Raw genomic sequence first — 17,361 nt, forward strand, 5'->3', positions numbered from 1 at the left:
TTCTGGATTCACGAATCTCATAAAAAAAGGTGCGGATCTCGCGACCCGCACCTTTTCGTAGAACTGGCTGTCCGATCAACCGGCGATGGTGAAGACCTCGCGGGCGTCTGCAATGCTGCCGGTGAGGGCGGCAGCAGCGACCATGATGGGGCTCATGAGAACGGTGCGGCCGGTGGTGCTGCCCTGGCGGCCCTTGAAGTTGCGGTTCGAGGAGGATGCGCAGAGCTGGTCGCCGACGAGCTTGTCGGGGTTCATGGCCAGGCACATGGAGCAGCCTGCGCCGCGCCATTCAAAGCCGGCCTCGCTGAAGATCTCATGCAGGCCTTCCTGACGGGCAAGGGTATCGACGATCTGGGAGCCAGGAACCGCGATGGCCTTGACGCCAGCGGCCACCTTGCGGCCTTTGATGAACTTCGCCACTTCACGGAAGTCGCTGAGACGGCCGTTGGTGCAGGAACCGATGAAGGCGACATCGATCTTGGTACCCTTGATCGGTTTGCCAGCAGGCAGCTTCATGTAGTCGAGCGCATCCTGGATGGAGATGCGGGCGGGCTCGGTGGCGGCGCTATCAGGAGTCGGCACGTTTTCGGTGACGGCGATGGCCTGGTCTGGGCTGGTACCCCAGGTGACCGTGGGCGGCACGTCTTCGGCCTTAATGTTGACCACATCGTCATAGACCACGTCTTTGTCCGAGGCGACGGCGCGCCACTTGGCCACGGCTGCGTCCCAAGCCTCTCCGGAGGGGGAGTAGGGGCGGCCTTTGAGGTATTCGAAGGTCTTCTCGTCAGGATTCACGTAGCCGCAGCGTGCACCGCCTTCGATGCTCATGTTGCACACGGTCATGCGCTCTTCCATCGTCATGGCGTCAAAGAGGCTGCCGCCGTATTCGTAAGCGTAGCCGATGCCGCCATTGGCACCGAGCAGACGGATGATGTGCAGGATCACATCCTTGGCATACACACCGGGACGGAGCTGCCCGTCCACATTGATGCGGCGCACCTTCATCTTGCCCAGTGCCATGGTCTGCGTGGCCAGGATGTCGCGCACCTGGGTGGTGCCGATGCCGAAGGCGATAGCTCCGAAAGCGCCGTGGGTGGCGGTGTGGCTGTCGCCGCAGGCAATGGTGGTGCCGGGCTGGGTGATGCCCTGCTCTGGCCCGACGACGTGAACGATGCCCTGCTTGCCGCTGGCGAGGCTGAAATAGGTGATGCCAAACTCCTTGGCGTTTTTGTTCAGCTCCTGGATCATGGCCTCGGCCAGAGGATCGGCAAAGGGGGAAACCTGGCTGTCTGTCGGCACGATGTGGTCCACCGTGGCGAAGGTGCGGTGCGGGTAGGCCACCTTCAGGTTCAGATCGCGCAGCATGCCAAAGGCCTGCGGGCTGGTCACTTCATGGACGAGATGGGTGTCGATCAGGAGCTGTGTCTGGCCATTGTCGAGGGTGCCGACGACGTGCGAGTCCCAGACTTTTTCAAAGAGTGTTTTGCCCATGTTGCTTGCGGATTGGTGGTTTAGAGGACCCGCAGCCTAGCACGCCCGGCGGAGGGTGCAAGAATGCCTCTTGGCTTTTGCCACCGGACCTGCCAGCATCCGCGCCCATGAAATGGCTGAAAAATCTCTATGTGCAGGTGCTCGTCGGAATCTTGCTGGGCATCATGCTGGGGCTGCTTGTCCCGCCGGAACGGGCCATTGCCGTCAAGATTTTCGAATGGACCTTTTCCTTTAATGCGACGGATCTCCAGCCTTTTGCGGAGATTTTCATCAAGGCCATCAAGATGTTGATCGCTCCGATCATCTTTTGCACGGTGGTCTGTGGCATCGCCAGCATGGGGGACCTGAAGCGGGTGGGGCGGGTGGGCTTGAAAGCACTGATCTATTTTGAAATCGTTACCACGGTGGCGCTGATCATCGGCCTAGTCGTGGCCAATGTGATCGAACCCGGTGCTGGAATGGAGCACCACGCCACCGCCAAAGACGCCTCCAAACTGGGTGAATACCAAGCCAAGGCACACGACACGAGCACCAAAGCCTTTCTGATGAACATCGTTCCCAAGACCTTTGTGGGCGCTTTTACAGACGACTCCGTGCTGCCCGCCCTTTTTCTGGCCCTGCTGGTGGCGGTGGCGCTCTGCCAGATGGGAGAGAGGGGCAAGTCCGTCCTGGATCTGCTGCACAGCGTCTCGGAGGTTTTTTTCAAGCTGGTGGCCATCATTACCCGTGTGGCCCCCATCGCCGCGTGCGCAGCCATGGCCTACACGGTGGCCTCAGAAGGGCCGGGCATGCTGCTGAAACTGGCCAAGGTGCTGGCCTGCGTCTATCTCACATGCGGGTTGTTTGTCTTCGTTGTGCTGGGGAGCATCGCCTGGTGGAACGGCTTCAGTCTGTGGAAAATGCTCGTTCATATCAAAGACGAGCTGTTGCTTGTGCTGGGCACCTCTTCCTCAGAGACAGCGCTGCCGCAGCTGATGCAGAAGCTGGAAAAGTCTGGCTGCGACAAATCCGTGGTGGGCGTGGTCATTCCCTCGGGGTATTCGTTTAATCTGGACGGCACCTGTATCTACCTGACACTGGCGGCGTTGTTCGTAGCCCAGGCCACCAACACTCATCTCACCCTCTGGCACCAGCTCACTCTGCTGCTGGTGCTGCTGCTGACCTCCAAGGGGGCGGCAGGTGTAACCGGTGCCGGATTCATCACGCTGGTGGCCACGCTGTCCACCATCGACACCGGCATTCCAGTCTCAGGCCTGGCAGTGCTCATCGGGATAGATCGCTTCATGTCCGAAGCCCGTGCGATCACCAATCTTATCGGCAACACCCTGGCCACTCTCGTGGTTGCAAAGTGGGAAAAAGAATTCGATGCGGAGAAAGGAAAGATGCTGCTGCGTTAGGCGCCGCATTTCCCTCCTCTGCACCGCAACCGGATCAAAGCTCGATCTTCATCGGCGGCGGCGGAGCCAGCTTGAGCTTGGGGGCGTCCTCATCAGGCGTCTCGACGGCATCCACCGGAATGGCTTTGCGGATCGGCGAGCCGTCATCGTTCACAGGCGCGGCGCGAGGAACGGCCTGCTCGGAATTGTAGGGGTCGCCACCAATGACGGTGAGTGCTTTCATGCGCACAGGCTCAATGTGAGCCCAGCGAGCGGCAGCGGCGATCGTCGGGGCAGAGTCAAAGCCAGCCACGGGATTTTGATACCCGAACTGCTTGATCTCACTGGGCAGCCCCTCCCCGGTGTGCAGGGTGCAGAAACCTTCCAGCGGTGTGCCTGGCCGCAGGTATTCGAAATAGGTGGAACGCACGGATTTCTCCCGCCCATCTGGCCCCTTGACCTTCTCGTAGCAGTAGTCGGTGGCACGCATGCCGCTGCGCTGGCACATTTCCACGCGCTCGGCCGTCTGCGGAGGCTGAATTTCCTGCGGCACGTAGCGTTCGGCGCTTGCGTTGATCATGTCCACCCACACGGGAAGTACGATGCGGTTGGAGAATGCGCCCGGGTAGATGGTCTTCTGCTTGTCAAAACCCGCCCAGACCCCACAGGTCACACCTGAGGTGTAGCCCAGAAACCAGAGGTCTTTGAATTCGTAGTGAGTGCCGGTTTTCCCGCCGGCAACGAACTCGCCCAGCTTGTAATCCGTGACCGCTGGGCTGCCGGTGCCGCGGTGCAGTGCATCCATGAGACAGGTGTGCGTCTGGTAGGCAGCGATGGGGTCCATGCTCTGCACGCTGCGCAGGGCGGATTCGGAGATCTGAAACACCACCTTGTCATTGCTGTCGGTGATGCGCTGGATGAGGCTCATCTTCTGCGGGCGGCTGCCGAGGGTGGGAAAGTTGGAGTAAGCCAGGCACATCTCGCTGAGGCGGGCTTCGCTGGCACCGAGAAAGGTGGAGGGGTAGTCGCGCATCTCAGTCGTGATGCCTGCTTTTTGCGCCACCTGTTTGACTGTAGGCACTCCGACGCGCTCGCCGAGGCGCACGGTGGCGCTATTTCGACCCTGTACCAGCGCCTCACGGGAACTCATGGGTGCCTGCGTCCATTTGGGATTGTCCACTTCAGCGCCCCACTCGCCCAAGATGCCGGTCAGGCCGCCAATCATCACGCGGCGGTTGTCCAGGGGAGCGTCATCCACCTTGGTGCCCGGATAAAGGCCTGGACTGCTAAAGGCTGCAGCATAGACGAGAGGCGTGAAGGCTGTGCCCACGGGGCGAATCCCGTCCGTGGCGCGGTTGAACTGGCTGTCGCCAAAATCACGTCCACCCACCATCGCGAGGATGCTGCCGTCCTTGTTGTCGATCATCATGGCGGCGGCCTGGAGATATTCCGGCAGCGGCTTGGGAGTAGCAGGGTCGATTTCTCCGCGCTTCAGGCGTGCGCGGTAGTCGGTCATGATGGACCGGAACTGGGCAAAGGTCTGGTGCTCATAACCCGGGCGCTTTTCCACCTCGGCCAGACGCTTGCTCACCGCCTCTTCCGTGGCCTTTTGCAGATCTTGATCAATGCTGGTGTAGATCTTGAATCCACCAATTGATGCACGCTCCTCCCCCACCAGATCCACCACCTCCCGACGCACAGCGTCAAAGACGTAGCTCAGGCGCGGGTCGGAGCTCTGCGGCGCGGTGACGAGGGGCTTCCGCTTGAGCTTGGCAGCCTCATCTCTCGTCAGCGTGCCTTCGATGCTCATGCGCTCCAGCACGTAATTGCGCTCCTTCATGGCACGCTGGGGGTGCTTGATGGGTTGGATGTTGTTCGGGCTTTTGATCAGGCCCACGATGGTGGCGGACTCCTCGATGCTCAGCTCTTTCACGTCTTTGCCGAAATAGCCGCGGGACGCAGCCTGCACGCCGTAAAAATTCACGCCGAAGAAAATGCGGTTCAGGTAGAACTCCAAAATCTCAGACTTGGAAAAGTGCTTCTCGATGCGCTGGGCGATGAACGCTTCAAGGATTTTGCGCTTGTAGCTGCGCTCCAGGAGCTTGAAGGTCTGGCGGGCCAGCTGCTGGGTGATGGTACTGGCCCCCTGCGTGACTTCGCGGGCCATGATGTTTTCCTTCACTGCACGGAGGAGGCCGATGTAGTCCACTCCGTCATGCTTGAAAAAGCGCGAGTCTTCCTGGGCCACCAGCGCGTCGATGAAATGCTGCGGCACTTCCGTCACAGGGACGGGGGTGCGATTCAGCACGTAGAGACGGGCCATTTCGTCGCCATCGCGGTCATAGATGATGCTGGCAGACTCCAGCTTCTTGAGCTCTTCCAGATCGAACTTTTCAGCATCCCTGCGCAGAGGGGCCACAACGACGCTGTAAACCCCGAAAGCCGATACAACGCCAAGCAGTGCTAGGGCCACGAGCGCACTAAACCAGCCACGGCGGTAAATCGGCAGTTTCAGGCCGGCTTCGCCACGCCAGTTGCGCACAGGCTGGGGATCGGGATCGTCACGGAACATGGATTGGGGAAAACGTTGGGTAGTCAAACTACCCGCCCTTCACAATCCGCGCCAGTTCTTTCCCTCTTGTCCCGCATGTCTTCGATGCCCCAAATCCTCCATGAAAAACTCGCCGCCACCCCGTCCGGCAGGCTGCCGTTTGTGCAGGTCATGGATCTGGCGCTTTATCATCCTGAGCATGGTTATTATGGGGCTGGGCCGCGAAAAATCGGCCGTTCGGGGGATTTTTTCACCAGTGTGAGTGTCGGACCGCTGTTTGGAAAGCTGCTGGCCCTGCGTGCTGTGGAGGAATGGCGGGCAATGGGAGAGCCGGAAGATTTTGCCATCATCGAGCAAGGAGCCCACGACGGGCAGCTGGCGGAGGATGTGCTGAACGCGCTCGCTGACCACCCGATGATCCGTTACCTCATCGTGGAGCCCAATCCCAGATACCGAGCCGCCCAGGTCAGACGCCTCGGGGACCAAGCCGAATGGGTGGACAGCCTGGATGCCCTTCAAAAGGGACCCGCCTACGCCTTTTTCATTTGTAATGAACTACCGGACGCCTTTCCTGTGCATCTCGTGCGCTGGAATGGGGCTCAATGGGAAGAGCTCTACGTGGAGGCTGCGGATGCTGGGAAAATTCGACTGGTTCCCGGTGAATGTTCCAGCGCGAAACTGGCGGCGGAGATCGCAAATCTGCCGTTGGATCTCACACCTGGCCACACCTTGGAGATTAATCTAGCCATGCTGGAGTGGCTCCGCTCTCTTGCCAAAGCCGCCTTCCGTGGATCCATCTTCATCGCCGATTACGGCCTCGATGAAGAGGAGTTTTATGCGGACGCTCGAGCGGATGGCACCATCCGCCGCTACCACCAGCACCAAATGGATGGCCGGGTGCTGGAGAATCTCGGCGAATGCGACCTGACCACCCACGTGAATTTCACCCGTTTGATCTCCGAGGCTGCTGAGCTGGGGCTCCCACAGCGGGAGTACGACCTTCAGGGGCGCGTGCTTGGCCGCATGGCAGCCCCCTGGCTGCGAAGCCTGGAAGGCGCTCCACCAGATGCCGCCACCATGCGGCAGTTTCAGTCGCTCACCCATCCCGCGCTGATGGGCCGGTCTTTCCGCTGCCTCGTTTTAGGGAAACCGTCCGCCGGTTGAAACGTTAATAAGGCATATGCGCATTGGGATCACAGGAGCCACGGGATTCATCGGCAGCCGTCTGGCATCACTGGCGCATGATCAAGGGCACTCGGTAGTCGCCTACACTCGTGGTAAACGCTCCGTGCCTGCTGCAGATGCAAAGCTGCAACAGCCCAAAGACGCTCCGCATGCGCTGCCGGAAACGCCGCTGGATGTCCTGGTACATCTGGCGGGAGAGTCGCTGATGGGCCTGTGGACGCCGGACAAGAAGGAACGCATCTGGAAAAGCCGTGTGGACTTTACCGAAGCCCTGGTGGCCCACCTGGGCACGTGGAAAACCGAGCACCGCCCACGTGCGCTGATTTGCGCGTCCGGTGCAGGATTTTATGGCAACTCCGGAGACCGCTCTGTGGACGAAACATCTCCCAGAGGGGCAGGCTTCCTGGCTGATGTGTGCGCAGGATGGGAGGGAGCAGCACACCGGGCGGAAGAGCTAGGCATGCGTGTCGTCACCCTGCGGACTGGCATGGTGCTGGGCCGTGAGGGCGGTGCCTTTCCGCTGCTACGGCGGGTCTTTGGCCTAGGCATGGGAGGAAGGCTTGGCTCCGGGCGGCAGTGGATGTCCTGGGTGCATATCGATGACGCTGCGCAAATCATGCTGCGAGCGGCCGCCACTGACAGTGTTCGTGGTCCGATCAATGTTTGTGCTCCGGGGGCAGTGACCAATGCGGAGTTTACGCAAAAGCTGGCTGCCGCCCTGCAACGCCCGGCTTTTTTTCATGCGCCTTCCTTTGCGCTTCGTTTCCTGTTGCGCGGAATGGCAAGCGAAATGCTGCTGAGCGGACAGCACGTGGTTCCCCGTGCCGCCACGGAGATGGGCCATGTTTTCCAATATCCGGACATCGCCGGCGCCTTCAAGGCACTCGTCTAGAAAGGGGGAGTTGACTGCCGCGCCAAACCACTGTCAACAACTGGAAACCACGTTAAACTCATCCATGGCTTCCCAGCAGACCACCATCGGCATCATTTACGACTATGATCAGACTCTGAGTCCGACCTACATGCAGGATGAAACGCTCTTTCCGCACTTTGGGATCAACCCGGAGCAGTTCTGGAAACGCAGCCGGGAACTGGTAAATCATGAGGGATACGATGGCGAGCTGGCCTACCTGAAATGCATGCTGGACTATCTGGACATGGACCGGCCGACGAATGAGGAACTGCGCAAGCTGGGGGCTAAGCTGAATTTTTTTAAAGGCGTGCCTGAGCTCTTCAACGAACTGAACCAGGTGCTGAACGAGCAGCACCGCCTGCTGGGTGTGAAGATCGAGCATTACATCATCTCCAGCGGGCTGAAGGCGCTGCTGGATGGCTCAGCGCTGGCCCCCTTTGTGCGGCGGATCTTTGGCTGCGAGTTTGGCGAGGATAAAAACGGCCGGATCACCTTCCCCAAGCGCGTGATCAGCCACACCACCAAGACCCAGTACATCTTCCGAATCAACAAGGGCATGCTGGAGCCGCACGAGGATGTGAATGACCACATGGCTCACGAACTGCGCCCCATACCCTTTCAGCACATGATCTATGTGGGAGACGGTCCCACCGATGTGCCCTGTTTTACTCTCATGAAGCGCTACGGCGGGCATGCCGTGGCGGTTTACAACCCCGATGAGGCCAGCCGCAGCAGCTTCCGCAAATGCTACCAGCTCACCGGCCAGGCAGACCGGGTCAAACACATCGCCCCCGCAGACTACCGTCCCGGCAGCCACCTGAGGCTGCTTCTAGAGGAAATGGTCACGGACATCGCCGACGGCATCGTGCGCAAGCGCCGGCTGGAGATCGAAGAGGGCACTGTGTCAGCGCCTCATTTTTAGCACACGGCAATCCCCTTGGACCGCATGTCGCGGAACCACTCCACAAAAGTGGGTACGCCTTGGGCAATGGTCGTGCTGGGCTTGAACCCGATCAGGGCCTTCGCCTTGCTGACGTCTGCGGAGGTCAGGGGCACGTCTCCAGGCTGCTCAGGCAGCTGATTGATGACCGCCTTTTTTCCCACTGCCTGCTCAATCGTGGCAATCAGGTCGTTGAGGGTCACGGTTTGAGAGCCTCCAAGGTTGAAAATGTCGCAAATCGGGCCGGATCGGTAATTGAGAGCCCCGATGATGCCGTCCACGATGTCGTGGATGAAGGTGTAGTCGCGGGCGGTGTGGCCGTCGCCAAACTTGTCGATCGGTTTGCCCTCTTGAATCAGACGGGTGAACTTGGAAATGGCCAGGTCCGGGCGCTGGCGCGGCCCATAAACCGTGAAAAAGCGCAGAGCGACGGTCTTGATACCGTAGAGATGGCTGTAGTTGGAGCACATCTGCTCGCCTGCCATCTTGGTCATGGCATAGGGGCTGATGGTTTGCAGGATGGGATCCGTCTCGGCAAAAGGGACTTTTTTGTTAACCCCATAGACTGAGGAACTGCTGGCGAAGACGAAGTGCTTTGTGCCAGTGCGCCTGGAGGCCTCCAGCAGGTGGAAGGTGCCCTTGATGTTGGTGTCGATATAAAGCTCTGGCTGCTCGATGGATGGACGGACCCCCGCTCGAGCTGCGAGATGAATGACTGCGTCAAAACGTCCCTCTTCGAAGACCTGAGAAACGAACTTGGAGTCCGAAAGATCCCCTTCGCAAACTTTCACCTGGGAACCGAAGGCTCGGACATTCTCACGTTTGATGGTGGGATTGTAGTAATCGTTAAAGCTGTCGATGATCGTGACCTGCCCCGCGCCTTCACGGATGAGGCGCTCGACGGTATGGGAGCCGATGAAGCCAGCTCCGCCTGTGACAAGAATATTCATGCTGAAAGAGGTCTGGTGGTAAGAGTTGCAGTCCACCAGGTGCCTAACTAACGGGCAGCGAGAGGACAAATGCAAGGCGTCTGGAGAAAGGGATTGACGCCTGGGGGCGAATTTCGCTAAATGGTGGGAAATTACCGAATCATGAGCGAACCCGAAAATACGCCACCCACACCCCCGTCTGGCTCCACGCCAAAGACTGCTGCAGTCCCGCTGAAAAAAGAGACCGTGCGCATCACTCTGCGTGGCCGCCCAGGTGCTGGTGTGACCCAGCCTCGTGAGTCGACCTCCCCGATTGCCCCTACGACCGGCGGCATTCCAGCCTCTTTCAACACGACTTCCGTGGTCCCTATGTCGGCCAAGAAGTCCACGGCACCGATTCAGCTGCCCTCCGCTCCGCTGCCACCTCCTGCACCAAAGTCCAGCACTGCGCCGGTGAAGCTTCCTGCGCCACCGATGTCGCCGCCTTCCAAGAAGACGACTTCCGCCATTCCGGTTGTTTCAGCCCCCCCTCCGAGCGCACCTGCTCCTACTGGGGCCATGCCTCCACCTGTGGCACGCCCCTTGGCTCCGCCTACCGCCCCCAAGCCGCCAGGAGCCCCAGTGGCACCCGCCGCTCCGCGTCCGGCAGGCCCTCCTGTGGCTGGTCTTCCTGCAGCTACCCGTCCGCTTGCGCAGAACCCCGCCGCCCCTCCTGCTCCGCGCATGGAAACAGGAGCTCCCACGGTTCCGCTGCAAAAGCCTACTCCAGGCCCACGTCCTGCCGCCCCAGGCGCCGGCACGGCACCCATGGCTTCTGCTGGCTCCGCCGCCCCGCTCCCCAAGGCTACCGTTAAGCTGCAGCCGACGCAGGCCATGCAGCGTCCTTCCGTTTCTGCGCCTCCCAGCGCCCCGGTCAAGCGTAGCGCCGCTGCTGATGCAGAGCAGTTCTACGAAGAAAAAGACCCGGAAGCGGGCTTGGTCCCCCTCTCGGTGATCTGCTTCGTTCTCTCCGCCATCTTAATGTTCATCCAGATCATGGGTGCAGACGCTGTCTGGACCGCCGAGCCAAAGACTGAGTCATCCCTTAAGGTGCCCGAAAGTGGCAAAATGGCTTGGGAAGATCAGAGCAAAAGCGGCTGGCAGAACAATTTCTCCAGCAGGCTGATGAAAATCCCCTGAAGCAGTCGATAAGCATTTTACACCTCAATATCTGACTCATATGCCGCTCGCCTGGTTAGTCTTCCTTCTCGCCGTTGCCACTCTTGCCCTTAACTTCCTCGCCAAAAGCGGTGGGGCCATGTAAGGCACACGAAAAGCTCGCCCACTGAAGCATCATCAATTGCGCGTTGAGCGTTCCTGCCCTGCAGGAACGCTCAATTTTTTTGCGTTTCGGCCCCTCGATAAGGTGGAGGCACGAGCCGACGGAGGGGGATTATCTTGCCCCCCCTCCTGCAGCGTGTTCACCGATGCGCGATGGCCTGAATAAGGAGGGAGGCTTGGCATTGTGGAGACGCGGGAATGCAGATGCATGCGGGAGGGTGAGGGATCGGGACGATTCCTCTTCGCCAGAGCGCCGACAGGTCACATGGAAGGCTGTTGCCCCCATGAGACCCGTTTTTCATCTGTGCGGGGTCTAGTTAAAGCGCAGCCCTCGTCTTGAGGTCATGGAAACGTCGAGCCACTAATGTCATTCAGACAAGTGGAAGAGAGCCTCAGCTACAACCAACGACTCGTAGGCACCTTACTGCTTGCCACCGCGACCACCAGGATTCGGATCCATGTCGAGGTCGAAGTTGAATTTGGGGAAGTCTTTGAGCGTGAAGGAGAGCAGAAGACCGAAGTCAGACATGCCGTTACCGTTGTTCCTGGACATGAAGCCGAAAGAGGCAATCCAGCTGCTGAGGTCTTTGGACAGACTGTAGCTCTGGAACTGAAGGTTTCCGCTGACGGCCTCATAAATGTGGTACATGTTGAAACCGTAGTTTTCATTCATACGTGAATAGAAGCGGGTGTAAATCAGACTGCTATTACGGAAAAATGGATGGTCGTAGATGTATTGATGCCCCATCTCGATTGAGGTGGATTTGTTGAGCATCCAGGTAAGGCTGTTATTGGCCTCAGTGAAGCTGCCTACACCACTGGTGATCGGGAGTTGCAGGTCCGATTTAAAGCTGGCCCAGGGTACAGGCACCCAGAAAAACTCGTTGTAAACATTGGAGATACTGCGGCCATACTCAGGGTCTTTAGCAAACACGTTGATGTAGGTGTTCATGCCAGCCCAGTTATAGGTCTGATCGTCACCACCCTCTGGGGTCTCCCAAAAGGTACCATAGCCATTGCTGACCATGTAATCACGCCTTGTCTGAAAGAGATTGCGGAAGCCCAGACGCGCCACGTTCCAGGAATGCAAACTGTCCACCGCAGTAAAGAGCGGCACATCAATGGAACGCGGACGGGTAGTGGTGGAAAAGCGATCAATGGCAGGCAGCGCTGCATTCTGACTGGCATCCAGGTAGGAGTAGTTCAAGTAAGGCTGGAACACGTGTCTGATGCCATTGAGTCCAAGGAGAGGCACCTGAACGTCACTCCAACTGCGGCTCAGCTTGAACGAGACATCCAGTCCCAGATGGAAGATACCGCGGGTGTAGTTCCCGAGTCCGGTGGCGCTGCCCACAATACCACTGTAACTGGTCACCCCAAGACCCATGCGTGGCGTGACATTGAGCCAGCCCATGTATGTCTTCGGGTAGAGAAACTCGTGGTAGGTGTGAAAGCGGCCATAGCCAGGCTGCTTGAGGCGACTTGAGATGGCCGCCATTCCTTGCGTAACATCCAGCGGAGTCAGATTCGCACTGATTGGCGCTCCCGCGAGGCTGACGAAAGATGCTGGAGCAGTCCCCAGAGGATCTGCAAGAACCCCTGCAAAACCACCTGCGCCCAGAGCCTGAAGCCTCAGCAACTCAGCTTTTTCCTGCTGCCCTACCAGCTCGCCAATGATGCCGGCTGTAATCGTTCCTTGGTGGAAGATGCCTGAATTCCAGAGGGGCCTGCGAGTGAAATCAACCGAGAGCTCAGGAAGCCTGGTCGTGGTGCGGTAAAAATTGTTAAGCTTGAATTTGGCCACCAGAGTGGCGACGTAGGCATCATGCGTGTGCACCAACGACACCAGATTGTCAGGCTCACGGTTGGTGCGGTAGTCATTGAAAAAGAAGTCTTCGTAGAAGTGGATGTCGCTGATTTTGTTGATGTCAAAATCGAGATACCAAGTGCTTACATCCGGCCCGGGCAGGTAGATACGATGCTGGAAATTCACCCGATATCTGTTGGTGGGCACAGGATAACGAGTAGCGCTTGTCGCGTTTGTCGTCGGGGCAGTGTCATTGACCCCATAGATCTTCAGTGTACCAAAATTTTGCCGGTTGGCGCTGTGTCGCAGAGAGATGAAATCCACCCCGGCACCCACACCGCGCTTGCTTCGAAGATCGAATTTATACCTGGCATAGGTGTGATCACCATGCACCACGGCGAGTTGCGTCAGCAGGAAGGCCCCCCATCGGCTTTGATAGCCCGGCCCAAGACGCAGGTTGGCCTCCTCCTCAAGAGACTTCGTCAGTTGGGGAATGTAGAAGTAGGGTGTTTTACCGGCGTAAAGCTTCACATCCTTGAAGATGGCACGATCTCCCGGATACACCGTCAACTCCTTGGCGCTCAGTCGGTAGTTGGGATTCTCCACATCGTGGGAAGTGAAGGACACGCCCGTGGCATCAATTCTGTTTTCGAGCTTGCTGCCCGAATGGAAGTCCTCAGCACGGAAAAAGAACATGCCAGAGGATCTCCGGAGACCACCTCCGGTAGAACCTGCCGCACCCGTGAAGGCAGTGCCAGGAATCCCAGGGGCACCCGCTCCCAGACCGGTAATGACATTTCGCCCAGACATCTCCCCGGTGATAGAATTGTAGGTGATCGAATCCCCTCGATAGAGCATGCCATCGCGCCAGACTGTCACACCGTCTTTGGCGACTACTTCTCCAGTGGACTGATTATACTGGGCGCTGCCGCATCGCATTTCGATTTCCCCGTAGCGGATGTGCACGTCGCCAGTGACTGTGGCGACTCCTGTTTCAGGGTCCAGCGTCGTGGTCAGACCACGAATATTCAGATCGCTTGTGAGGCTGTCGAGGAGGGATTGCCCGCTCGCCGCCCCGGCTGCCGCCAGGACGCAAACAAAGAGCATCACGCAAATTCTGGAAAAAATCATAAATCGGAAACTCACCACGTCATCAAACAGGTAGGCTTTAAACCAAACCACCTAAATAGGCCACCTGTGTCCCAGTGACAAGAAAAAGCAGACATTTTTCGCCTAATCGTCCCCCCGGCCCAACCTGACCGGGCAAACCCCTTTTTTGCTCGGAGCCTGAACAAATTGCAATAGTCTGGCGGCTTTTTCCGGCCATTCTCTCGCAGCCGCGCTCTCCAGCGCCTGGCCCAGATTCATGCCTCCGCAAAAGAGCAGCCGGAAGAGCTCCTTGATGGCCCCACGCTCCTCTGAGGTGAATCCCTGCCGCCTCAGGCCGATCACATTCAGGCCCGTGATGCGGTTGACGCGCTGTGCGGCGCAGTAGTGAGGGATGTCTTTGCTGAAACTGCCATTTCCCTGCACCACACAGTAGTCTCCAATCCGCAGAAACTGGTGAAAAACCGCCCCCCCCCCCATGAAGGTGTTGTTTCCCACATGGATGTGCCCCGCCAAAAGCACCCCGTTGGCAAGAATGTTCCGGTCTCCCATCACCACATCGTGCGCCAGATGGCTGCCCACCATAAGAAAGTTGCTGTCGCCGATCCGGGTCGCTGAACCCGGCTTGCTGCCTCGGTGGATGGTCACATGCTCCCGAATCACATTCTTTTTGCCCAAAATGACACTGCTTTGCGTAGCAGGATCAAAACCCAGATCCTGCGGCTCGCCCCCGATCACCGCCCCACGCCCGATCCGGGTCCCCTCACCTACCACCACATGCCCTACCAGCTGCGCATGCGCCTCGATTTTGCAGCCAGGCCCCACCTCGGCGGCTCCTTCGATCACCACATAGGGGCCGATTTCGACTGAGGGGTCGATTTGGGCGCTCGGATCAATCAGGGCGGTTTTATGAATCATGCGCATGGATCATGGACTTACCCCCGCGAGGGATCAATCCAGACTTGCAGCTCACGCAAAGTTCCTCTTGGCAGTCAGCTCTGCGTTGCCTAGAATGCTCTCCCGCAACACAGCCCTAGGAGAGGTGGTCGAGTGGTTTATGGCTCCAGTCTTGAAAACTGGCGTGGGTTAATCCCCACCGTGGGTTCGAATCCCACCCTCTCCGCCATTCTTCGCCGACTTCAGGAGGCAAAGAATACTCTCCGTAACTCGAAGAGCGAAGGACGAGGTCGCCTAGACTCGCCGGCTTCCATTGACAAGCCTCCATCAAATATCCCCCATGTTCTTTCGGCCCGTTTTTCTTGCCTCTCTGGCCCTGCTTCTTCCACTCTGCACTCCAGCTGCAGAGCCATTGATGGGTGTCTTCGGAGAAAACTCCATGCAGCGAGTGCTGAATTTTGAGAAATGGGTGGGAAGGCCGGTGGATGTCATTCTCTGCACGATCGATTTTCAGAAATGGGAAAACTACCGCTATGCCAGCTGGCTGAGCCAGACGGTGTATGGGCAGCGCGGTGACCGCAGGCTGGTGTATGATGTGCCGATCATCATCCAAGGCACCAGCTATGCAGAAGCCAAAACCGGTGCCTATGACGAGCACTGGAAGTGTCTGGCGGGGTCGATCCTGGAAAACAATCCCGGCACCTATGAGATCGTGATCCGCCCCAGCCATGAGATGAACGGCGAGTGGTTTGTCTGGGGGGTGGGCGGGGCCAAGGCATCACAGATCCCAGACTTCATCGCTTCATGGAAGCGCTTTCATGGGGTATTTCGCGGCGTGCCGGGGGGAGAGCGTTTCCGTTTCAGCTTTTCCACCACGGAAGGTGCCAGCGATCCCCGCCCCATGTGGCCGGGAGACGAGTATGTGGACATCGTGGCCCAGGACGTGTACTGGAAACCCAAAGCCATGGGTGGCGAGGGCTGGGAGACGAACGATCCCAAAGAGGCCTGGGAAAAACGCGTGAGCCCGCACGGCTACAACGAATGGCACGTGGCAGGAATGCTGGCCTTTGCCAAGGCGCATGGGAAGCCCTTTCAAATCGACGAATGGGGCGTGTGGGGCCCTGATGCGGCCCCTTTTGTGGAGGCCATGGCTGCGTTTCTGAAAACGAACGGCGCACGCTCACACACCTACTGGAACTCCAACTCAAGCTATCCCGGCGAGCTCGATCAGCGCGAGAAAGAATGGCCTAAGACCACGCAGGCATTTAAGGCGGCATTTGGAAGAGCGCAGTAATCAGAGTCCATTCCAGACATGCAGCACCGCATAGCTGCGCCAAGGACGCCAACGCTGAGACATCTCTTCAGCCTGCCTGGCGGTGACTCCGCCGAGTTTGTTGCGGACGGCAATATCCTCCTTGGGAAAAGCATCAGGCCAGCGAAGGGCACGCATGGCGATATAGTGGGCAGTCCATGGGCCGATGCCGGGCAGAGCCACTAATTGCGCGATAGTGGTTTCCGGGTTGGAGCCGGGCTCCAAATGCAGCGAGCCGACCTGAAAGGCATTGGCGATGGCTAAAATACAGGCGGCGCGAGCGCGAATGATGCCCAGGCGAGCGATGTCTTCGAGGGAAGCGCGGGCGACCATGGAATGCAATGGTGTGAGGCGGGTGAGTTCGGGAAACGGTGTTTCGATTTTTTCACCGAAAGCTTGGGCATAACGACAGGCGATTTTGGTGGCTGCCTGCACGGTGATCTGCTGGCCGAGGATGGCTCGCACAGCCATCTCGAAACCGTCGAACGCTCCGGGCACGCGCAGGCCGGGTTTTTGCATGACGGCCTTTTTGAGCGTGGCGTCCTGCATGAGATGCGCGGAGATGATGTCGGGCCGTGCGCTGAGGTCGAACACATGGCGCAGGCGTCCGAGCAGTGCGGGCAGAACGGGCGTCAGAGAATGGCTGAACTCCACCTGCAGTGCGTCCTTGCCCGCGGCATGGGAGACTTTGATCCAGCCACTGTGTTCACCGAGGCGGACGGTGCGGGAGTAGGTACCGCCTGAGACGGACTCGACCTCGCGAATGACACGTCCGGCGAGGAATTGCAGCATGGCCTCCCAATCGTAAGGCGGACGGTAGCCGAGTTGAAGAGTGGAGGTGTCGCCAATTTGGAGCCTACCCGGCTGCGCAGCAGCCTCCTTGCGCAGGCGTGTGGGCGGCATGCGGTAATGAGTACTAAAGGCATCATTGAATCGGCGCAGACTGGAGAATCCACTGGCAAAGGCGATCTCGATGACCGGAAGTCTGGTGTCGGTGAGGAGCTGTTTGGCAAGAAGAAGGCGGCGCGTCTGGATGAGTTCGATGGGCGAGACACCCAGCTCCTGCTGCACAATGCGGCGTAGCTGGCGCGAGCTGAGACCAAACTGCGTGGCGATGTCCTCAAGCCCCGCGCCTTCATCCGCCAGGCCTTCATCCATGCGCTGAACGATCAGGTCTGCCAGACGATGCGCCTGATCCATTGGCGCATGGCCGGGAGCAAGCTCCGGACGACAACGCAGGCAGGGACGGAAAGACGCCTTTTCCGCGGCGCTGGCGCTGCTGAAGAAGCGGCAGTTGTCACGTTTCGGCACCCGGGCAGGACAGACGGGCCGGCAGTAGACGCCGGTGGAAGTGACGCCCACATAAAACACGCCGTCAAAACGTGGATCATGGGACTTCAGGGCGCTGTAGGCGGCTTCGTCATCGATGAGATTCATGGCACTTGGAGATGACGCATGCTAGAGTCAATGAACTACGCTGACTGGCTGTTTTCGGACATGAGGTTATTTTAACTCCGTGTCCGAAAACGGCCA

General features: G+C 58.7%; 12 protein-coding genes and 1 tRNA gene. 7 read left to right on the forward strand and 6 right to left on the reverse strand.

Annotated features, from left to right (window positions below; translation table 11 throughout):
* Positions 1-75: 75 nt before the first annotated feature.
* Positions 76-1,491 carry a 3-isopropylmalate dehydratase large subunit gene (gene leuC / locus HNQ65_RS09365; protein ID WP_184339260.1) on the reverse strand — a complete coding sequence of 472 codons (1,416 nt, stop codon included), beginning with the start codon at positions 1,489-1,491 and terminating at the stop codon, positions 76-78.
* 107 nt (positions 1,492-1,598) lie between these two features.
* Here leuC and dctA point away from each other — a divergent pair, with 107 nt between their 5' ends.
* Complete coding sequence (gene dctA / locus HNQ65_RS09370; RefSeq protein ID WP_184339261.1) at positions 1,599-2,888, forward strand: C4-dicarboxylate transporter DctA; 1,290 nt, start codon at positions 1,599-1,601, stop codon at positions 2,886-2,888.
* 34 nt (positions 2,889-2,922) lie between these two features.
* Here dctA and HNQ65_RS09375 read toward each other — a convergent pair whose 3' ends face one another.
* Positions 2,923-5,439: a transglycosylase domain-containing protein gene (locus tag HNQ65_RS09375; protein ID WP_184339262.1), complete on the reverse strand. Its 2,517-nt coding sequence runs from the start codon at positions 5,437-5,439 to the stop codon at positions 2,923-2,925.
* 75 nt (positions 5,440-5,514) lie between these two features.
* On the opposite strand from HNQ65_RS09375, the gene HNQ65_RS09380 reads away from it, so the two are divergent.
* The 3 genes from HNQ65_RS09380 (at position 5,515) to HNQ65_RS09390 (ending at position 8,438) form a co-directional block, all read left to right on the forward strand.
* Positions 5,515-6,582, forward strand: a complete 1,068-nt coding sequence (locus HNQ65_RS09380) for a class I SAM-dependent methyltransferase (RefSeq protein ID WP_184339263.1) — start codon at positions 5,515-5,517, stop codon at positions 6,580-6,582.
* Between the two features lie 16 nt (positions 6,583-6,598).
* Complete coding sequence (locus tag HNQ65_RS09385) at positions 6,599-7,495, forward strand: TIGR01777 family oxidoreductase (protein ID WP_184339264.1); 897 nt, start codon at positions 6,599-6,601, stop codon at positions 7,493-7,495.
* Positions 7,496-7,559: 64 nt separating this feature from the next.
* Positions 7,560-8,438, forward strand: a complete 879-nt coding sequence (locus tag HNQ65_RS09390) for an HAD family hydrolase (protein ID WP_184339265.1) — start codon at positions 7,560-7,562, stop codon at positions 8,436-8,438.
* Here HNQ65_RS09390 and HNQ65_RS09395 read toward each other — a convergent pair.
* Complete coding sequence (locus HNQ65_RS09395) at positions 8,435-9,406, reverse strand: SDR family NAD(P)-dependent oxidoreductase (protein WP_184339266.1); 972 nt, start codon at positions 9,404-9,406, stop codon at positions 8,435-8,437. The two genes, HNQ65_RS09390 and HNQ65_RS09395, sit on opposite strands and share 4 nt — an antisense overlap.
* Before the next feature lie 141 nt (positions 9,407-9,547).
* Between HNQ65_RS09395 and HNQ65_RS09400 the strand changes: the two genes are divergently transcribed.
* The gene (locus HNQ65_RS09400; RefSeq protein WP_184339267.1) at positions 9,548-10,564 is read left to right on the forward strand and encodes a hypothetical protein; all 1,017 of its coding nucleotides are present in this window, start codon (positions 9,548-9,550) and stop codon (positions 10,562-10,564) included.
* A gap of 562 nt (positions 10,565-11,126) precedes the next feature.
* On the opposite strand, the gene lptD is transcribed toward HNQ65_RS09400, so the two are convergent.
* Both lptD and lpxA read right to left on the reverse strand, forming a co-directional pair.
* On the reverse strand, positions 11,127-13,619 hold the full coding sequence (gene lptD, locus HNQ65_RS09405; protein WP_184339268.1) for an LPS-assembly protein LptD: 2,493 nt from the start codon (positions 13,617-13,619) through the stop codon (positions 11,127-11,129).
* A gap of 126 nt (positions 13,620-13,745) precedes the next feature.
* Complete coding sequence (gene lpxA / locus HNQ65_RS09410) at positions 13,746-14,537, reverse strand: acyl-ACP--UDP-N-acetylglucosamine O-acyltransferase (RefSeq protein WP_184339269.1); 792 nt, start codon at positions 14,535-14,537, stop codon at positions 13,746-13,748.
* Between the two features lie 118 nt (positions 14,538-14,655).
* Between lpxA and HNQ65_RS09415 the strand changes: the two genes are divergently transcribed.
* Together HNQ65_RS09415 and HNQ65_RS09420 are read left to right on the forward strand one after the other, a co-directional pair.
* Positions 14,656-14,745 (forward strand) — tRNA-Ser (locus HNQ65_RS09415).
* 111 nt (positions 14,746-14,856) lie between these two features.
* A complete protein-coding gene (locus tag HNQ65_RS09420) occupies positions 14,857-15,810 on the forward strand; it encodes a glycosyl hydrolase (protein ID WP_221306098.1) in 954 nt (317 codons plus the stop codon).
* Here the strand turns inward: HNQ65_RS09420 and HNQ65_RS09425 are convergent, their stop codons facing one another.
* Positions 15,811-17,265 carry an AlkA N-terminal domain-containing protein gene (locus HNQ65_RS09425; protein WP_184339271.1) on the reverse strand — a complete coding sequence of 485 codons (1,455 nt, stop codon included), beginning with the start codon at positions 17,263-17,265 and terminating at the stop codon, positions 15,811-15,813.
* Positions 17,266-17,361 lie beyond the last annotated feature (96 nt).

Origin of the sequence: Prosthecobacter vanneervenii, from assembly GCF_014203095.1 — a bacterium.
Classification (GTDB): domain Bacteria; phylum Verrucomicrobiota; class Verrucomicrobiia; order Verrucomicrobiales; family Verrucomicrobiaceae; genus Prosthecobacter; species Prosthecobacter vanneervenii.